The organism is Oleiharenicola sp. Vm1 (assembly GCF_047777955.1).
GTDB lineage: Bacteria > Verrucomicrobiota > Verrucomicrobiia > Opitutales > Opitutaceae > Didemnitutus.
This window is the reverse complement of sequence record NZ_CP180537.1, coordinates 4,469,608-4,484,812: the sequence shown is the minus strand read 5'-3', so window position 1 is coordinate 4,484,812 and position 15,205 is coordinate 4,469,608. Positions and strand designations below refer to the sequence as shown.

13 protein-coding genes and 2 pseudogenes are annotated in these 15,205 nt (G+C 72.6%); 9 read left to right on the top strand and 6 right to left on the bottom strand.

Features of this window, described 5'->3' with window-relative positions; translation table 11 throughout:
* Positions 1-63: 63 nt before the first annotated feature.
* From ACMYLB_RS21425 to ACMYLB_RS21405, 5 genes and pseudogenes are all read left to right on the top strand, one after another.
* A complete protein-coding gene (locus ACMYLB_RS21425; protein WP_415908972.1) occupies positions 64-489 on the top strand; it encodes a hypothetical protein in 426 nt (141 codons plus the stop codon).
* An 18-nt stretch (positions 490-507) separates the two neighbouring features.
* A complete protein-coding gene (locus ACMYLB_RS21420) occupies positions 508-882 on the top strand; it encodes a VOC family protein (protein ID WP_415908971.1) in 375 nt (124 codons plus the stop codon).
* A 130-nt stretch (positions 883-1,012) separates the two neighbouring features.
* Positions 1,013-1,687: pseudogene (locus tag ACMYLB_RS21415) on the top strand (FGGY family carbohydrate kinase); the annotation flags it as partial.
* A 133-nt stretch (positions 1,688-1,820) separates the two neighbouring features.
* Positions 1,821-2,183, top strand: a pseudogene (locus tag ACMYLB_RS21410) (hypothetical protein); the annotation flags it as partial.
* A gap of 24 nt (positions 2,184-2,207) precedes the next feature.
* Positions 2,208-2,333, top strand: coding sequence for a hypothetical protein (locus ACMYLB_RS21405; RefSeq protein ID WP_415908970.1), 126 nt, complete (start codon positions 2,208-2,210; stop codon positions 2,331-2,333).
* Here the strand turns inward: ACMYLB_RS21405 and ACMYLB_RS21400 are convergent.
* Positions 2,330-3,205 (bottom strand): NAD(P)-dependent oxidoreductase, encoded by an 876-nt coding sequence (locus ACMYLB_RS21400; RefSeq protein ID WP_415908969.1) that lies wholly within the window; start codon positions 3,203-3,205, stop codon positions 2,330-2,332. The genes ACMYLB_RS21405 and ACMYLB_RS21400 overlap by 4 nt on opposite strands.
* A gap of 52 nt (positions 3,206-3,257) precedes the next feature.
* On the bottom strand, positions 3,258-3,908 hold the full coding sequence (locus tag ACMYLB_RS21395; protein ID WP_415908968.1) for a peroxiredoxin-like family protein: 651 nt from the start codon (positions 3,906-3,908) through the stop codon (positions 3,258-3,260).
* Positions 3,909-4,019: 111 nt separating this feature from the next.
* On the opposite strand from ACMYLB_RS21395, the gene ACMYLB_RS21390 reads away from it, so the two are divergent.
* Positions 4,020-4,958: an AEC family transporter gene (locus ACMYLB_RS21390; RefSeq protein ID WP_415908967.1), complete on the top strand. Its 939-nt coding sequence runs from the start codon at positions 4,020-4,022 to the stop codon at positions 4,956-4,958.
* Positions 4,959-5,028: 70 nt separating this feature from the next.
* Here the strand turns inward: ACMYLB_RS21390 and ACMYLB_RS21385 are convergent, their stop codons facing one another.
* The 4 genes from ACMYLB_RS21385 to glpK form a co-directional block, all read right to left on the bottom strand.
* Complete coding sequence (locus ACMYLB_RS21385) at positions 5,029-5,307, bottom strand: LysM peptidoglycan-binding domain-containing protein (RefSeq protein WP_415908966.1); 279 nt, start codon at positions 5,305-5,307, stop codon at positions 5,029-5,031.
* 71 nt (positions 5,308-5,378) lie between these two features.
* On the bottom strand, positions 5,379-6,563 hold the full coding sequence (locus ACMYLB_RS21380) for a hypothetical protein (protein ID WP_415908965.1): 1,185 nt from the start codon (positions 6,561-6,563) through the stop codon (positions 5,379-5,381).
* Positions 6,560-8,602, bottom strand: a complete 2,043-nt coding sequence (locus tag ACMYLB_RS21375) for a hypothetical protein (RefSeq protein ID WP_415908964.1) — start codon at positions 8,600-8,602, stop codon at positions 6,560-6,562. Before ACMYLB_RS21375 ends, ACMYLB_RS21380 begins: the two co-directional genes overlap by 4 nt.
* A gap of 112 nt (positions 8,603-8,714) precedes the next feature.
* Positions 8,715-10,220, bottom strand: coding sequence for a glycerol kinase GlpK (gene glpK / locus ACMYLB_RS21370; RefSeq protein ID WP_415908963.1), 1,506 nt, complete (start codon positions 10,218-10,220; stop codon positions 8,715-8,717).
* A gap of 154 nt (positions 10,221-10,374) precedes the next feature.
* Here glpK and ACMYLB_RS21365 point away from each other — a divergent pair, with 154 nt between their 5' ends.
* From ACMYLB_RS21365 to ACMYLB_RS21355, 3 genes are read left to right on the top strand one after another with little or no spacing between them, the layout of a single operon-like run.
* Entirely contained in the window at positions 10,375-10,854 is a 480-nt protein-coding gene (locus ACMYLB_RS21365) for a MarR family winged helix-turn-helix transcriptional regulator (protein WP_415908962.1), read from the top strand.
* Positions 10,851-12,026, top strand: coding sequence for an efflux RND transporter periplasmic adaptor subunit (locus ACMYLB_RS21360; RefSeq protein WP_415908961.1), 1,176 nt, complete (start codon positions 10,851-10,853; stop codon positions 12,024-12,026). Before ACMYLB_RS21365 ends, ACMYLB_RS21360 begins: the two co-directional genes overlap by 4 nt.
* A 3-nt stretch (positions 12,027-12,029) precedes the next feature.
* A complete protein-coding gene (locus tag ACMYLB_RS21355) occupies positions 12,030-15,170 on the top strand; it encodes an efflux RND transporter permease subunit (RefSeq protein ID WP_415908960.1) in 3,141 nt (1,046 codons plus the stop codon).
* The last annotated feature ends 35 nt before the right edge of the window (positions 15,171-15,205 follow it).

Here is a 15,205-nt window from a genome sequence, read left to right as displayed (position 1 = left end):
CCCGTTCCGAAACGCGGCTTTACTCACCGGCCGCGCGCGCAATGCTCCGCGCACCCGCCGCCCATGAACGAAGTCCTGCGCAACACCCTTGCCGCCCTCGCCGGCGCCCTCACCGGCATGATGCTGATCCTCGCGGTCCAGACCGTGAGCCAGCGCGTCTTCTACCCGTTGCCGCCCGATCTGAACCCCAAGGACGCCGCCGCGATGGCCGCCTACTTCAAGTCGCTGCCCACGGGCGCCTTCCTGCTCGTGCTGCTCAGCTACCTCGTCGGCGTGACCGCCGGCGCCCACGTGGCCGGGCGCTTCTCCTCCGATGGCGGCCCGCGCCAGGGCGTCATGGTCACCGGCCTCTTCATCGTCGCCTCGCTGATGAACCTCCTCGCGCTCCCGCACCCGGCCTGGTTCTGGATCGCGAACTTCGCCGTCGTGATCTTCGCCGGCTGGCTCGGCCTCAAGCTCCTCCCGCAGCGCGCCGCGCCCGCCGCCTGAACCGGCCGGCCTCCTCCCGTGCCCGCCGAGATCACCCGCCTGCGGCAGATCGCGATCACGACGCAGAACGTGCCCGCGCTGGCGGCGTTCTACCGCGACGTCGTCGGCCTGACGCACCTGTTCGACGCGGGCCCGAATCTCTCCTTCCTCGACGTCGGCGGCGTGCGGCTGATGCTCAGCCTGCCGTCCTCGCCCGAGGTCGACCACGCCCCGTCGATCCTCTACTACCTCGTGCCCGACATCGACGCCGCCCACGCCGCGATCAAGGCGCGCGGCGCCCGCGAGGAGCGTCCGCCCGGCCTGACGGCCCGGATGCCCGACCACGAGCTCTGGACGTCTTTCTTCCGCGACCCCGACGGCAACCTCTTCGCCCTGATGTGCGAAAAGCGCTGAGCCGCCCGGCCGGTCGCGTGTCCCGGCGCCGCGCTGCCGCCCGCGGGGCGCGCTGACGCACCCCGCCCGATTCCGCCGCGGCAACGATGCGCCCCAGCCCAGCGTTGCCCCGGCCTGCCGGACGTCTAGCGTGCGCGCCCATGGCGACGATCCTCGGCATCGATGTCGGTTCCTCCTCGGTCATCGCGGGCATCCTCCGCGGCAAGAAAGTCCTCGCGGAATCCCCCGCGCCTTCTTCAAGTCCCGCTGCGACGGCCCGAAGGTCGAGGTCGAGCCCGACGAGCTGCTGCGCGCCGTCCGCACCGCCATCGCCGGTCTGCAGGGGGCCGCCCGGAACGTCGACGCCATCCACCTCGCCGTCATGTGCCCGGCCTGGGTCGCGCTCGACGCGCAGGGCGAGGCGCTCACGCCGATCGTCACGCATCAGGACCGCCGCAGCGTCGCGCAGGCGGAGGAGATCGAGGCGCGCTTCGGTAAGGAGGCGCACCTGCAGGCGTGCGGCTGCCGGCCGTTTCCCGGCGGCATCAGCTCGACCACCTGGGCGTGGTTTCAAAAGCACGAGCCGCGTCGCCTGCGTCGCGCCGACCTCGTCGGCCACCTCAACACCTTCCTGCACCGCCGCCTGACGGGCGCACGCGTCACCGATCCGTCGAACGCCTCGTTCACCGGCCTCTACCGCACCCTCACACTCGACGGCTGGAGTGACGAACTCTGCGCCAACCTCGGCGTGGACCAGAAACTCCTGCCCGAGGTCCACGAGGCCGACCGCATCGGCGGGCGCATCACGCCGGCGGCGGCGCGCGCGTTCGGCCTGCGCGCCGGCACGCCGATGCTCGTCGGCCTGATGGACGGCAGCGCGGGCATGATCCTCGCCGGCGCGAAGGTCGGCCAGCTGTTCAACGTCACCGGCTCCACCGACGTGCTCGCGCTCTGCACCGATAAGCCGCAGCCGCACGAGCGCCTGCTCACCCGCGCCCTCGGCATCGAGGAAATTCCTCCAGGTCAGCACGCTCGCCGCCGTCGCCTCCGCGATCTACTGGGTGCGCGACCAGATGTATCCCGGCACGCAGATCGGGGAGTTCCAGGCGGAGTTCCGCCGGCTGGCCAAGCTCGGGCCGAAGGCGTCGGGCTCGGTGCGCTTCGAGCCCTACATGGCCGGCGAACGCACGAGCATCGTGCAGCGCCAGGGCGCCTTCACCGGCCTGACGCTCGCCAGCACGCGCGAGCAGATGCTGTCCGCCGTCGTCGAAAGCCTCATCCGCGCCAGCGCCGAGCGCCTGCCGCTGCTGGCCGCCACCGGCACGCCGCTCCGGCGCAACGTCGCCGTGTCCGGCGGCGCGGACCGCCTCGACGTCATCCTGCGCCGTGACTGGCCGGGCAAATGGAGCTACCGCGCCGTCACCGACGCGACGATGCGCGGCCTGGCCATGCTCGAGCCGAAGGAAATCTAGGCCCGTTCCGCGTAGAGGCGGAGGAGCACCTGCGTGCCGCAATCCTCCCAGCCGCGCGCGGCGACCTCGTCGTAGAGTTTCTTCGCCGTCTGCGTGCCGGGCAGGTCGAGCTTCATGACCTCGGCCGCCTCGAGCGCGAGGCGCAGGTCCTTGAGGAAGTGCTTCACGTAGAAGCCGGGAGCGTAGTCGCCGCGCAGCGCGCGCGGGGCGAGCACGGTCATGCCCACGCTGCCGGCGGCGCCGCCGCCGATGTTCTCCAGCACGCGCGCGGGATCGAGCCCGGCGCGCTGGGCGAAGCTGAGCGCCTCGCACCACGACATCATCACCGAGGCGATGCCGATCTGGTTGGCGAGCTTGCAGAGCTGGCCGGAGCCGGGCCCGCCCTGGAAGACGACGATCTTGCCCATGCGCTCGAAGAGCGGACGCGCGCGCGCGAACGAGGCCTCGTCGCCGCCGACCATGATCGAGAGCCGCGCCTCGCGGGCGCCGACGTCGCCGCCGGTCACCGGCGCGTCGAGCGCCGTGCAGCGGTGCGCGGGGGCCGCGGCGGCGATGCGTCGCGCCAGCTCGGGGCTCGAGGTGGTCATGTCGATCAGCACCGCGCCGGGACGCGCGTGCGCCAGCACGCCCTGCGGGCCAAAGTAGGTCTCCTCCACGTCGCGCGGGTAGCCGGCGATCGTGATGACGAAGTCCGCCTGCGCGGCGGCGGCGCCGGGCGTGTCGTGCCAGGTGGCGCCGGCGGCGAGGAGCTCCTGCGCCTTGGCCTTCGTGCGGTTGTGCACGTGGAGCGTGTGGCCGGCCTGGAGCAGGTGCCCGGCCATGCTGCGGCCCATCACGCCGGTGCCGATGAATGCGATCGAGTGCGTCGACATGCCGACCAGCCGAGCAACTTTGGTCCGGCGAGGCGAAGCAAAATCCCCGCGCTCAGCGGACCGCGTCGCGCGCGGCGGCGAGGAGCTTCTCGCCGCTGACGCGGACCTTGTAGTCCGGGTCGGCGTGCACGAAGCGCACGGTGCCGTCGCGGGCGATGACGAAGGCCGCGGGCACGGGCAGCCAGCGCGCGGCGGCGTCGCCGGGGACCGCCGGCAGGTCGATGTTCCACTCGGCGTATTTCTTCTGCATCCCGGCATCGACGCGGTAGGCGAGGCCGAGCGCGCGCGAGGCCTGCATGTCGCGGTCGGAGAGGAGGCGGTAGGGCAGGTGCTTCTCCTGCGTGAGGAAGCGGATGTTCTTCGGCTGGTCGGTGCTGAGCGCCACGATCTGGAAGCCGAGCTCCATCAGCTTCGGCTCGGCCTCGGCCAGCTCGGCCATGTGCTGCGTGCAATACGGGCACCAGCCGCCGCGGAAGACGATCAGCACGGTCGGCTGGCCGCCGAGCAGCGCCGCGAGGGAGGCGTTCGCGCCGTCCATCGTCTTCACCGTGGCGTCCGGCACGCGCGCGCCGACGGCCAGCGGGTGCGCCGCGTTGGGCGAGGCGGCGAGGTCGGCGGCGGCATGGGCCAGGCGGGGAAAGGAAAAGGACAGCAGGAGGGCGGACGCGGCCAGCAGGCGGCGGGAGAGGGCGAAGGTCTTCATGGGTGGGTCAGGCTAGGAGCGTCGCGGGGCGGGGTTTATTCCGAGCCGAGGGCGGCGCCGCCGGAGTTTCGACGTGGACGCGCCGGCGCCGGCATCGCAGATTCCCGCGTCATGCTCGTGCTCAACGCGCTTGCCCCGGTGTTCCTCATGATCGCGCTCGGCGCGTGGATGCAGCGCACGGAGTTCGTCTCGGCGGGCTTCCTGCGCGAGGCGAACCGCGTCACCTACTGGCTCGGCCTGCCCGCGCTGCTGTTCAGCCAGCTCGTATCGTCGCTGCACCAGGCAAGCGGGGCGGAGAAGCTGCTCGGCGCGATGGGCCTCGTGCTCGTGGCCGGGCTGGCGGCCGGCTACCTCGTCGCGCTGCTGCTGCGCGTGCCGGGGCCGGCGATGGGGACGTTCGTGCAGGGCGCGTTCCGCGGCAACCTGGCCTTCGTGGGCCTGCCGATCGTCTTCGCCCTGCCCAACGTGCCCGTGCTCGGCGGCCTGCCGCTGCACGCGGCCGCCATCCTCGTCGTCGCGCCCACCATGGTGGCCTACAATCTCGGCGCGGTGATCGTGCTCGTGGCGAGCCAGCACGCGTTCGGCTGGGGCGCGATCAAGCCGGTGGTGCGGCAGCTGGCGGTGACCCCGCCGCTGCTGGCCACGCTGGCGGGCATCGGTTTTGCGGCGATGGGCTGGACGCTGCCGCACGCGATCGCGCAGACGATGGAGGCGCTCGGCGAGATGGCGCTGCCGCTCGGCCTGCTCGGCGTCGGCGGCTCGCTCGTGAGCGTGCGGCTGGGCGCGTCGTGGCGCGGCCCGGTCGGTTCCGCGCTGCTGAAGACGGCGGGCGGGCCGCTCTTTGCGTGGGCAGCCGCGCGCCTGTTCGGGCTCGGCGCGGTGGAAACCAGCCTGCTCATGATCCTCGCCGCGTCGCCGACCGCGATCGTCTCCTACACGATGGCGGTGGAGATGAAGGGCGACGAGCAGCTGGCCTCGATGACGATCGTGGTGAGCGTCGTCACCTCGCTCGCGGCGCTGGCCGCGTGCGTGGCGACGTTCCCGCACTGAGGAAAGCCGCGTCCACTTTCGCGGCGGGCGCCGGGAAGGGCGGGGCGGGACCGGCCGCCCCGGCCTCGCCTCACGGGATGCGCAGCACCTGGCCGACGCGGAGCTGGCCCTGCGGCCCGATGAGCTCGCGGTTGGCCGCGTAGATCTCCTGCCAGCGGTCGGCGGTGCCGTAGTAGCGCTGGCTGAGCTTCGAGAGCGAGTCGCCCGCGGCGACGGTGTGCGTGCGGACGTTCGCGGCGGCGGCGGCGGTGACGGCGGCGCTGCGGGCAGCGGGATTCGCGGCGAGCGCGGCCTTCAGCTGGTAGTTTTCCTGCGCCAGCAGCGCGTTGCTGCCCTGGACCTGCTGCAACAGCGCGCGCGTCGAGGCGAGCTCCGTGCCGGCCTGGCTGCTGCCGCGCTGGGTGGCCGCGAGGGCGTCGTTCAGGCGCGCGATCTCGGCCTGCGCGTTGCGGGCGCTCTCCTCCGCGGCGACGAGGCGCGAAGCGAGGAATCCTTCTCGCTGCCGAGCGCGGCGGTGGACTGCTCGGTGCGGGCCTGGAGCGCGTCGTAGTCCTTCTGCAGCTGCGAAAAGCCGGTGAGCGCGGTGGCGAGCTTGTCCTCGGCGGTGGCGAGTTTCTCCTTCAGCGCGTCGACATTCTCGCCGGCGGCGGGCGCGGGCGTCGCGACGGCGGCGAGCTGGGCGCGCGCGGTGGTGAGCTCCGACTCGAGCTGCGTCACGCGGTCGGAGAGGTCGGGATAGGCGGGCGCCGCGGGGCGCGACGCGCTGGCCAGCTGCTGCTCGAGTTCGGCGACGCGGCTGCGCAGGTCCGGGTAGGCGGGAGCGGCGGACTTGGCGGCGGCCAGTTGCTGCCGGAGCGAGGCGACCTCGCCGCGGAGGTCCGGATAGCTGGGCGCGGCCGGACGGTTGGCGAGCTCCTGCGTGAGCTGCGCGACGCGGTCGCGCAAGTCGGGGTAGGCCGGCGCCGCGTTCCGGGCGGCGGCCAACTGGCGTTGCAGGTCGGAAACCTGGCTGCGGAGATCCGGGTAGGCGGGCGGCGCGTTGCGCAGGGCCGTGACCTGGGCCTCGAGCTCGCCGACGCGCTCGCGCAGGTCGGGATAGCTGGGCGCTGCCGGGCGGCTGCTGGCGCGGGCGAGCTGGGTTTCCAATTCGTTCACGCGGCTTCGCAGATCGGGATAAGCCGGCGCGGCGGACTTGGCGGCCGCCAGCTGTGACTCGAGTTCGGCGACGCGGCTGCGGACGTCGGGATAGGCCGGCGGGGCGTTGCGCAACGCGGTCACCTGCGCGTCGAGTTCAGCGACCCGCTCGCGGAGGTCCGGATAGGTCGGTGCCGCCGGCCGGCTGTTCGCGGCGGCGAGCTGCTGCTCGAGTTCGCTGACGCGGCCGCGCAGGTCGGGATAAGTCGGCGCGGCGGGACGATTGGCGGCGGCGGCGAGTTGCGTCTCCAGTTCGGCCACGCGGCCGCGGAGGTCCGGGTAGGCGGGCGGGGCATTGCGCAAGGTCGTGACCTGGGCCTCGAGCTCGCCGACGCGCTCGCGCAGGTCGGGGTAGGTGGGCGCCGTCGGGCGGCTGTTGGCACGGGCGAGCTGGTCCTCGAGCTCGTTCACGCGGTTCCGCAGATCCGGATAGGCCGGCGCGGCATGGCGCAGGGTCGTGACCTGGGCTTCGAGCTCGGCGACATGGCTGCGCAGGTCGGGATAGGCGGGGGCGGCGGATTTGGCGGCGGCGAGCTGCTGCTGGAGCGTGGCGACTTCGCCGCGGAGATCCGGGTATTCCGGCGCCGTCGGGCGGCTGTTGACGGCAGTGAGCTGCTGCTGCAGCGACTGGTTGGCGGCGCGGAGCTTGTCGGCGCTTTCCTGCGCGATGTCGGCCTGCTGCTGGCTGCGACTGAGCTGGGAGCGAACGGTGGCGAGGTCGTTGTCGACGGCGCTCTTCGCGTTGGCGAGGGCGGTGGCGCGGGCGTCGAGCGTGTCGGCGCGGCGGTTGGCCTCGGCGAGCTGGGTCTCGAGCGTGCCGACGCGTTCGCGCAGGTCGGGGAACGCGGGCGCCGCGGGGCGCGCGGTGGCCTGGGCGAGCTGGGCCTGGAGCTCGGCGACCTGCGGGCGCAGGTCGGGATAGGCGGGCGGGGCGTTGCGCAGCGCGGCCACCTGGCTTTCGAGGTCGGCGACGCGCTCGCGCTGGTCGGGGTAGGCCGGGGAGCGTTGCGCAGGGCGGCGACCTGGGCCTCGAGGTCCTGCACGCGCTCGCGCAAGTCGGGGTAGGCGGGCGCGGCCGGGCGGCGGTTCGCGGCGGCGAGCTGGGTTTCCAGTTCGCTCACGCGACCGCGGAGATCTGGATAGGCCGGCGCCGCCGACTGGGCGGCCGCAAGCTGGGACTCGAGCTGGGTGACGCGCGCGCGGACATCGGGATAAGCGGGCGTGGCGTTGCGGGCGGCGGTCAGCTGCTGCTGCAGCGCGGCAACCTCGCCGCGCAGGTCCGGGTAGGACGGAGCGGCGTTCTTGGCGGCGGTGAGCTGGGACTCCAGCGCGGCCACTTGCGAGCGCAGATCGGGATAGGCCGGGGCGGCGGTGCGCGCCTGGGCGAGCTGCGTCTGGAGCTGGGCGACTTCGTTCCGCAGGTCGGGGTAGGCGGGTGCGGCGGCCTTGGCCTCGGCGAGCTGGCGGTTGAGCTCGTCGATCTGCTTTCCGAATTCGAGCGCGGAGCTCTGCGCGTGGGTGAGCATCTGCTCCAGGCTCGTGCGGTCCTGGCCGGCCTTGGCGAGCGTGGCGCTGAGCTGGGTGTTGGCGGCACGGGCGCTCTCCAGCTCGGCCAGGGCGGCCTGGAGCTCGCGGGTTTTCTTCACGAGCGCATCCGGGTCGGCGGCGGGCTTCGTGGCGTCGGCCTGGAGCGACTTGATGGCGTCGTCGGCGCGGGCGAGCTCGGTCTTCTGCAGTTCGCTCTGGCGGACGAGTTCGCCGACGCGCATCTCGGAGATGCGGGCCTGCTCCTGGTAGGCGCGGCCGGTTTCGCGCGCCTCGGTGAGGTCCTTCTGGACCTGGGCGGCGAGCTTCTGCAGGCGCTCGCGGTCGGTGCGCAGCGCGGCGACGTCGCCGGCGAGCTCGGTGATCTTGGCGGAGAGGGAGTCGCGTTCGCGGCGCAGCTGCTCGGCGTCCGGCGCGCTGACGGCGGCCTTGGCCTTCTGCAGCTCGGTCTTGAGCTGGTCGGCTTCCTTCCAGGCCGCGGCGAGTTCGGTGCTGAGCTGCTGCTTGTCGGCCCGGGCCTGGGCCAGTTCGCGTTCGGCGGCGGAGGCGTCGGGGGCCGGGGCGACCGGAGCCGGCGCGGCCGGCTTGCCGAGGGCGGTGCGGCGCTCGGCGAGGCGCGCCTTGGCGGTCTCGAGCTCGGCGGCGCTGAGCTGGGCGGAAAGATTGTCGAGGGCACGGCCGCGGGCGCCGTTCTCGAGGGCGAGGGAAAGCCAGACGTAGGCCTCGGCGCGGTCGACGGGCGTGTCGCGCCCCTCGGCGTAGGCCAGGCCGAGGTTGTATTGCGCGATGGCGTTGCCCTTCTCGGCCTTGGCGCGGAGCGCAGCGAGGTCGCTGTCGGCGGCGGCGAGGCCGGCGGTGAGCGCGGACGCGAGGAGAGCGTGACGGAGGACGCGGGAGAGCTTCATGGCAAAGTCGAGTAGCGGACTTGTGCCGGTTCGCCCGGGACGCGGCAAGCCCCGGGGTGCGCCGGAGGCGGATATCAGCGGGAATTTACCGGTCACAAGGACCGGGCGGCGGCTAGGCTCCGCGGGGGCGGTCGCTTTTCGCGCGGCCGACGGCGGCGTGCCAGGCGGCGAGCAGGCGCGCCGCGGCGGCGGGCTTCATGCTGGCGGCGAAGGTGCGCTCGGCCTGCCACAGCGCGCTGATCTCGGCGCGGTTTTTCCAGAAGCCGGTGGCGAGGCCGGCGAGGTAGGCGGCGCCGAGGGCGGTCGTCTCGGTGGTGCGCGGGCGGACGACGGGCACGCGGAGGAGGTCGGCCTGGAATTGCATCAGCGCGTCGTTCACGACGGCGCCGCCGTCGACGCGCAGCTCGCGCAGCGGCCGGGCGCAGTCGGCGCGCATGGCGGCGAGCAGGTCGGCGCTCTGGTAGGCGATGCTTTCGAGCGCGGCGCGGGCGAGGTGGCCGGCGGTGCTGCCGCGGGTGAGGCCGACGATCGTGCCGCGCGCCGCGGCGTCCCAGTGCGGGGCGCCGAGGCCGGCGAAGGCGGGCACGAGGTAGACGCCGCCGTTGTCGGGCACGCGGGCGGCGAGTTTCTCCACGTCCGCCGAGCGCGCGATCAGGCCGAGGCCGTCGCGGAGCCACTGGACGACGGCGCCGCCGATGAAGACGGAGCCCTCGAGAGCGTATTCGAGCCGGCCGCCGAGGCGCCAGGCGACGGTGGTGAGGAGCTGGTGCCGCGACGCGACCGGCCGGTCGCCGGTGTGCAGCAGGAGGAAGCAGCCGGTGCCGTAGGTGTTTTTCGCCATGCCGGGACGGAAGCAGGCCTGGCCGAAGAGCGCGGCCTGCTGGTCGCCGGCGACGCCGGTGATGGGCACGCCGCGGAGGGCGGGGACGGCGGTGACCTCGCCGAACGCCCCGGAGCTGTCGCGGACCTCGGGCAGCACCTCGCGCGGGATGCGGAGGATGTTCAGGAGAGTGTCGTCCCAGTCGCCGGTGCGGAGGTTGAAGAGCAGGGTGCGCGAGGCGTTGCTGGCGTCGGTGGCGTGCACGGCGCCGCCGGTGAGCTGCCAGATCAGCCACGTGTCGACGGTGCCGAAGGCGAGCTCGCCCCGCTCGGCGCGGCGGCGCGCGCCGGGCACGTGGTCGAGGAGCCAGGCGAGCTTGGTGCCGGAGAAATAGGGGTCGAGCAGCAGGCCGGTCCGGCGGCGGAAGAGCGGTTCGCGGCCGGATTGGCGGAGCTGGGCGCAGAGCTCCGCGGTGCGCCGGTCCTGCCAGGCGATCGCGCGGTGCAGCGGCCGGCCGGTGCGCCGGTCCCAGAGCAGCGTGGTCTCGCGCTGGTTGGTGAGTCCGAGGGCGGCGAGGTCGCGGGCGGTGAGATCGGCCCGGGCAAGGGCGCCGAGCGCGGTGAGCCGGGTGGTTTCCCAGAGGTCGTGCGGGTCGTGCTCGACCCAGCCGGGCCGCGGGAAGTGCTGGGGGAATTCCTGCTGGGCGGCGGCGCGCGGCCGGCCGCGGCGGTCGAAGACGAGGGCGCGGGACGAGGTGGTGCCTTGGTCGAGCGCGAGGACGAAGCGGGGGCGGCTCATGCGGGCGGCGGGGTGGAGGGCGGCACAGTGGCGCGGCCGGGGCCGGCCCGCAAGCCGGCGCGCGTCCGCGCGGCGCCGGGCGCGGCGGGTAACTGCGGCGCCGCCGCCAGCGTCGTTCTTGCTTCCAATAGTAAGCTAGCTTACCGATTCCCCCTTGCCTCGCGTCCACGCCCACGAAGCCCGCCGCATCTCCCTGCTGTTGTCCGACATCAACCGGCAGGTGCGGAGCGTTTTCGACCGCCGGGTGAAGCACCTCGGGCTCACGCGGGCGCAGTGGATGTTCCTCTTCTACCTCGGCCGCGAGCCGGGCATGACCCAGAGCCAGCTGGCGGAGCTGATGCAGATGGAGAAGATCAGCGTCAGCCGCCAGGCCGAGCGTCTGGAAAGCGCGGGCTGGATCGAGCGGCGCGACGACCGCGCGGACGCGCGGGCCTATCGCCTCTACCCGACGGCGCGCGCCGGACGCGTCGTCGCGAAGCTCAACGCCCTCGCCGACGAACTCCGCGCCGACTACCTCGAGGGCCTGCCCGCCGGGCGCATCGCCGCGCTGACCGAGGACCTCGGGCGCATCCGCGCCAACCTCGTGCGCCTGCGCGGCGCCGAGGGCAGCCGCAACGGCGCCTCCCTTTCATGAAAACGTCCGTCTTCCGCTCCCTTGCCCGCGCCGCCGGGCCGCTGCTCGCGCTCGGCCTGCTCGCCGGCTGTGGCAAAACCGATCCCGCCGCCGCCGCCGCCGCGCCCGCCGTGCCCGTGCAGGTGGCCAAGGCCACCCACGCCGACGTCCCGCGCTGGATCGAGTCGATCGGCAACGTGCAGGCGCTGCGCTCCGTCATGGTGAAGTCGCAGGTCGACGGCATCATCGCCACTGTCCACCTCCAGGAGGGCGACGAGGTGAAGGCGGGCGACCTGATCGTCACGCTCGACCGCCGGCCGTTCGAGAACGCCGTGCTCCAGGCCCGCGCCGCGCTCGCCACCGCCCGGGCGCAGGCCGAGCAGGCGCGCATCGACGCCGAGCGCTACTCGCACCTCGACCAGCAGTCCGCGATCTCGAAGGAGGCCTACGCGCAATACCTCACCCGCGCCGAGACGACCCGGGCCGACGTGCAGGCCAAGGAGGCCGCGCTCGCCAACGCCCAGCTCCAGCTCGGCTACACCGAGATCCGCGCGCCGTTCCCCGGCCGCGCCGGCCAGCTCCTCCTGCACGAGGGCGCGCTGGTGAAGGCCAACGACGCCAACAGCTCCATCGTCTCCATCAACCAGCTCGCGCCGATCGCGGTCAGCTTCACCGCGCCCGAGACGGCGCTGCCGCTCCTCCGCGCCGCGATGGCGAACGGCTCCGCGCAGGTCGCGGTCACGGAGCGCGCCTCGGGCGTGCAGCGCACCGACGGCAAGCTCGGCTTCGTCGACAACGCCGTCGATCCCACCACCGGCACCGTGACGCTGAAGGCGTTCTTCGCCAACGCCGACCACGCGCTCTGGCCGGGGCAGTTCGTGCACGTGAAGACGCTGGTCGACGTGACGCGCGGCGTGTTCGTCGTCCCCACCACCGCCGTGCAGACGACGCAGAACGGCTCCACGCTCTACGTCGTGAAGGCCGACCGGACGGTCGAGCTGCGCCGCGTGAAGGTCGTGCGCACCGACGGTGACCGCACCCTGCTCGCCACGGGCGTGCAGGACGGCGAGACGGTCGTCACCGACGGCCAGCTCCGGCTCCTGCCGGGCGTGAAGGTCGAGTTCGCGACCCTCGCGACGAACGACGCCGGCGGCGCCGCGGCGCCGGCCACCGCCGCGCCGCAGGAGGACTGAGCCATGAACCTGCCCGCCCTCTGCATCCGCCGCCCGGTGATGACCACGCTGCTCACCGCGGCGCTGTGCATCTTCGGCGCGATGGCCTACAAGCTCCTGCCCGTCTCGGACCTGCCCAACGTCGATTTCCCGACCATCGTCGTCAGCGCCAGCCTGCCCGGCGCCACGCCCGAGACGATGGCCAGCGCCGTCGCCACGCCGCTCGAGCAGCAGTTCGCCACCATCGCCGGCATCGACTCGATGACGTCGACCAGCTCCCTCGGCTCCACCTCGATCACGATCCAGTTCTCCCTCGACCGCACGATCGACGCCGCAGCGCAGGACGTGCAGGCCGCCATCGCCGCGGTGCAGCGCCGCCTGCCCACGGACATGCCGGCGCCGCCCTCCTTCCGCAAAACCAACCCGGCGGACCAGCCCATCCTCTACCTCGCGCTCGCCTCGCCGACGCTGCCGCTCTCGGTCGTGAACGAATACGCCGACACCATCCTCGGCCAGCGCATCTCCACCGTCGACGGCGTGGCCCAGGTGCAGATCTTCGGCGCGCAGAAATACGCCCTCCGCGTCCGCCTCGATCCGCGCGCGCTCGCGGCCAAGGGCATCGCGCTCGACGACGTCCGCGCCGCGCTCTCCGCCCACAACGTCAACCTGCCCACCGGCGTGCTCGACGGCCCGCAGCAGGCCATGACCGTCGTCGCCACCGGCCAGCTGGCGAGCAGCGGCGAGTTCGCCAACATCGTCGTCGCCTACCGCAACGGCGCCCCGGTCCGCCTGAGCGAGCTCGCGCAGGTGATCGACAGCGTGCAGGACAACCGCGTGGCGAGCTGGTTCTACCGCCAAGGCCAGGGCGATCGCTCCGTCGTGCTCGCGGTGCAGAAGCAGCCCGGCACGAACACCGTCGAGGTGGTCGACCGCGTGCGGCGGCTGCTCCCGGCCTTCAAGGCCCAGCTGCCCGCCTCGGTGCAGCTCAACGTCCTCGCCGACCGCTCCGAGAGCGTGCGCGAGTCGGTGAACGACGTGCAGTTCACGCTCACGCTCGCGATCATCCTCGTGGTGCTGGTGATCTTCGTCTTCCTGCGCAACGTCCGCGCCACCGTCATCCCCGGCATCGCCATCCCCATGGCCCTGGCGGGCACGTTCGTGGTGATGTATTTTGCCGGCTACACCCTCGACAACCTCTCGCTGCTCGCGCTCACGCTCTCGGTCGGCTTCGTGGTCGACGACGCGATCGTGATGCTGGAAAACATCGTCCGCTACACCGAGCAGGGCATGCCGGTGCGCGAGGCGGCGTTCAAGGGCTCGGGCGAGATCGGCTTCACCATCCTCTCGATGACGCTGTCGCTCGTGGCGGTGTTCATCCCCGTGCTCTTCATGGGCGGCATCCTCGGCCGCCTGCTGCACGAGTTCGCCGTGACCATCACGGCCTCGATCCTCGTCTCCGGCGTCGTGTCGCTGACGCTGACGCCCATGCTCTGCAGCCGCTTCCTCAAGCCGCACCCGGCCGGCGCGGTGGAGCGGCACGGGCGCGTCTACGAGGCCTTCGAGACGTTCTTCAACCGCATGCGCGACTTCTACGAGCGCACGCTGCGCGTGGCGCTGCGGCACCGGCTGGTCACGATCGGCGTCGCGGCCCTGATGGCCGTGCTCACCGTCGTCGTGGCGCGCCTGCTCCCGACGGGCTTCATCCCCACCGACGACACCGGGCAGATCTTCGCCTTCACCGAGGCGGCGCAGGACGTGTCGTTCGCCGAGATGGTGCGCCACCAGCAGGCCGCCGCGGCGATCGTGGCGAAGAACCCCAACGTCGTCATGTTCATGTCCGCCATCGGCGGCGGCCCGTCGGCCACGAACAGCAACCAGGGCCGCATGTTCATCATCCTGAAGGACCGCCACCAGCGCGCGCACGCCGCGGTCATCGCGCAGCAGCTGCGCAAGGAGCTCGCCGTCGTGCCCGGCCTCAAGGTCTACCCGCAGCTGCTGCCGCCGATCCGCCTCGGCGGCGCGCTCACGAAGGCGCTCTACCAGATCACGCTCTTCGGCAGCGACCTCCAGGAACTCTACGCCGCCGCCGGCAAGATGGAGGCGAAGATGCGCGAGCTGCCCGGCCTGCAGGACGTGAATTCCGACCTCCAGATCTCGAACCCGCAGCTGCGCGTCGACATCGCCCGCGACCGCGCCGCCGCGCTCGGCGTCACGCCGCAGCAGATCGAGGACGCGCTCTACAGCGCCTACGGCTCGCGCCAGGTCTCCACCATCTACACGCCGACGAACCAATACTACGTCATCATGGAGACGGCGCCGGAGTTCCAGAAGAGCCCGGAGGCGCTCTCGCTGATCTACATCAAGGGCAAGAGCGGCAAGCTCGTGCCGCTCGACACCGTCGCCGCGCTCCGCCGCGAGGTCGGCCCGCTCACCGTCAACCACCTCGGCCAGCTTCCCGCCGTGACGATCTCCTTCAACCTCCGGCCCGACTACTCGCTCGGCCAGGCCACCGCCGTCGTCGGCGAACTCGCCCGCAAGGAGCTGCCCGCGACGATCAGCTACGGCTTCCAGGGCTCGGCCCAGGCCTTCGCCTCGTCGACCCAGGGCCTGCTCCTGCTGCTCGTGGTGGCGGTGCTCGTGATCTACATCGTGCTCGGCATCCTCTACGAGGACTTCATCCACCCGCTGACGATCCTCTCCGGCCTGCCGGCGGCGAGCTTCGGCGCGCTGTTCACGCTCTGGGCGTTCCGCGAGGAGCTGAACGTCATGGGCTACGTCGGCGTGATCCTGCTCATCGGCATCGTGAAGAAAAACGCGATCATGATGATCGACTTCGCCATCGCGAAGGAGCGCGAGCAGGGCGAGCGCTTCGTGGCGCAGGACGCGATCTTCGAGGCGTGCCTGGTGCGCTTCCGGCCGATCATGATGACGACCTTCGCCGCGCTCGCCGGCGCGGTGCCGATCGCGCTCGGCCTCGGCGCCGGCGCCGACTCGCGCCGGCCGCTCGGCCTCGCGGTGGTCGGCGGCCTCGTCGTCTCGCAGGCGCTGACGCTCTACATCACGCCTGCGATCTACGTCTACATGGACCGCTTCACGCGCTGGCTGGCCGCGCGGCGCCAGCCGGCCGCGGCGGCCGGCGCGCCGGCCGAAGTGCCGGCGAAGTGAGGCCGGGCGTCACGCGGGCATGAAAAAGGCGGGCC

What these genes read in the sequence shown, in the direction of transcription:
- ACMYLB_RS21400 (WP_415908969.1), bottom strand. Translation starts at nt 3,205, where the DNA reads ATGTCGACGCACTCGATCGCATTCATCGGCACCGGCGTGATGGGCCGC.
- ACMYLB_RS21360 (WP_415908961.1), top strand. Translation starts at nt 10,851, where the DNA reads ATGAAAACGTCCGTCTTCCGCTCCCTTGCCCGCGCCGCCGGGCCGCTG.
- ACMYLB_RS21355 (WP_415908960.1), top strand. Translation starts at nt 12,030, where the DNA reads ATGAACCTGCCCGCCCTCTGCATCCGCCGCCCGGTGATGACCACGCTG.
- ACMYLB_RS21375 (WP_415908964.1), bottom strand. Translation starts at nt 8,602, where the DNA reads ATGAAGCTCTCCCGCGTCCTCCGTCACGCTCTCCTCGCGTCCGCGCTC.
- ACMYLB_RS21390 (WP_415908967.1), top strand. Translation starts at nt 4,020, where the DNA reads ATGCTCGTGCTCAACGCGCTTGCCCCGGTGTTCCTCATGATCGCGCTC.
- glpK (WP_415908963.1), bottom strand. Translation starts at nt 10,220, where the DNA reads ATGAGCCGCCCCCGCTTCGTCCTCGCGCTCGACCAAGGCACCACCTCG.
- ACMYLB_RS21395 (WP_415908968.1), bottom strand. Translation starts at nt 3,908, where the DNA reads ATGAAGACCTTCGCCCTCTCCCGCCGCCTGCTGGCCGCGTCCGCCCTC.
- ACMYLB_RS21425 (WP_415908972.1), top strand. Translation starts at nt 64, where the DNA reads ATGAACGAAGTCCTGCGCAACACCCTTGCCGCCCTCGCCGGCGCCCTC.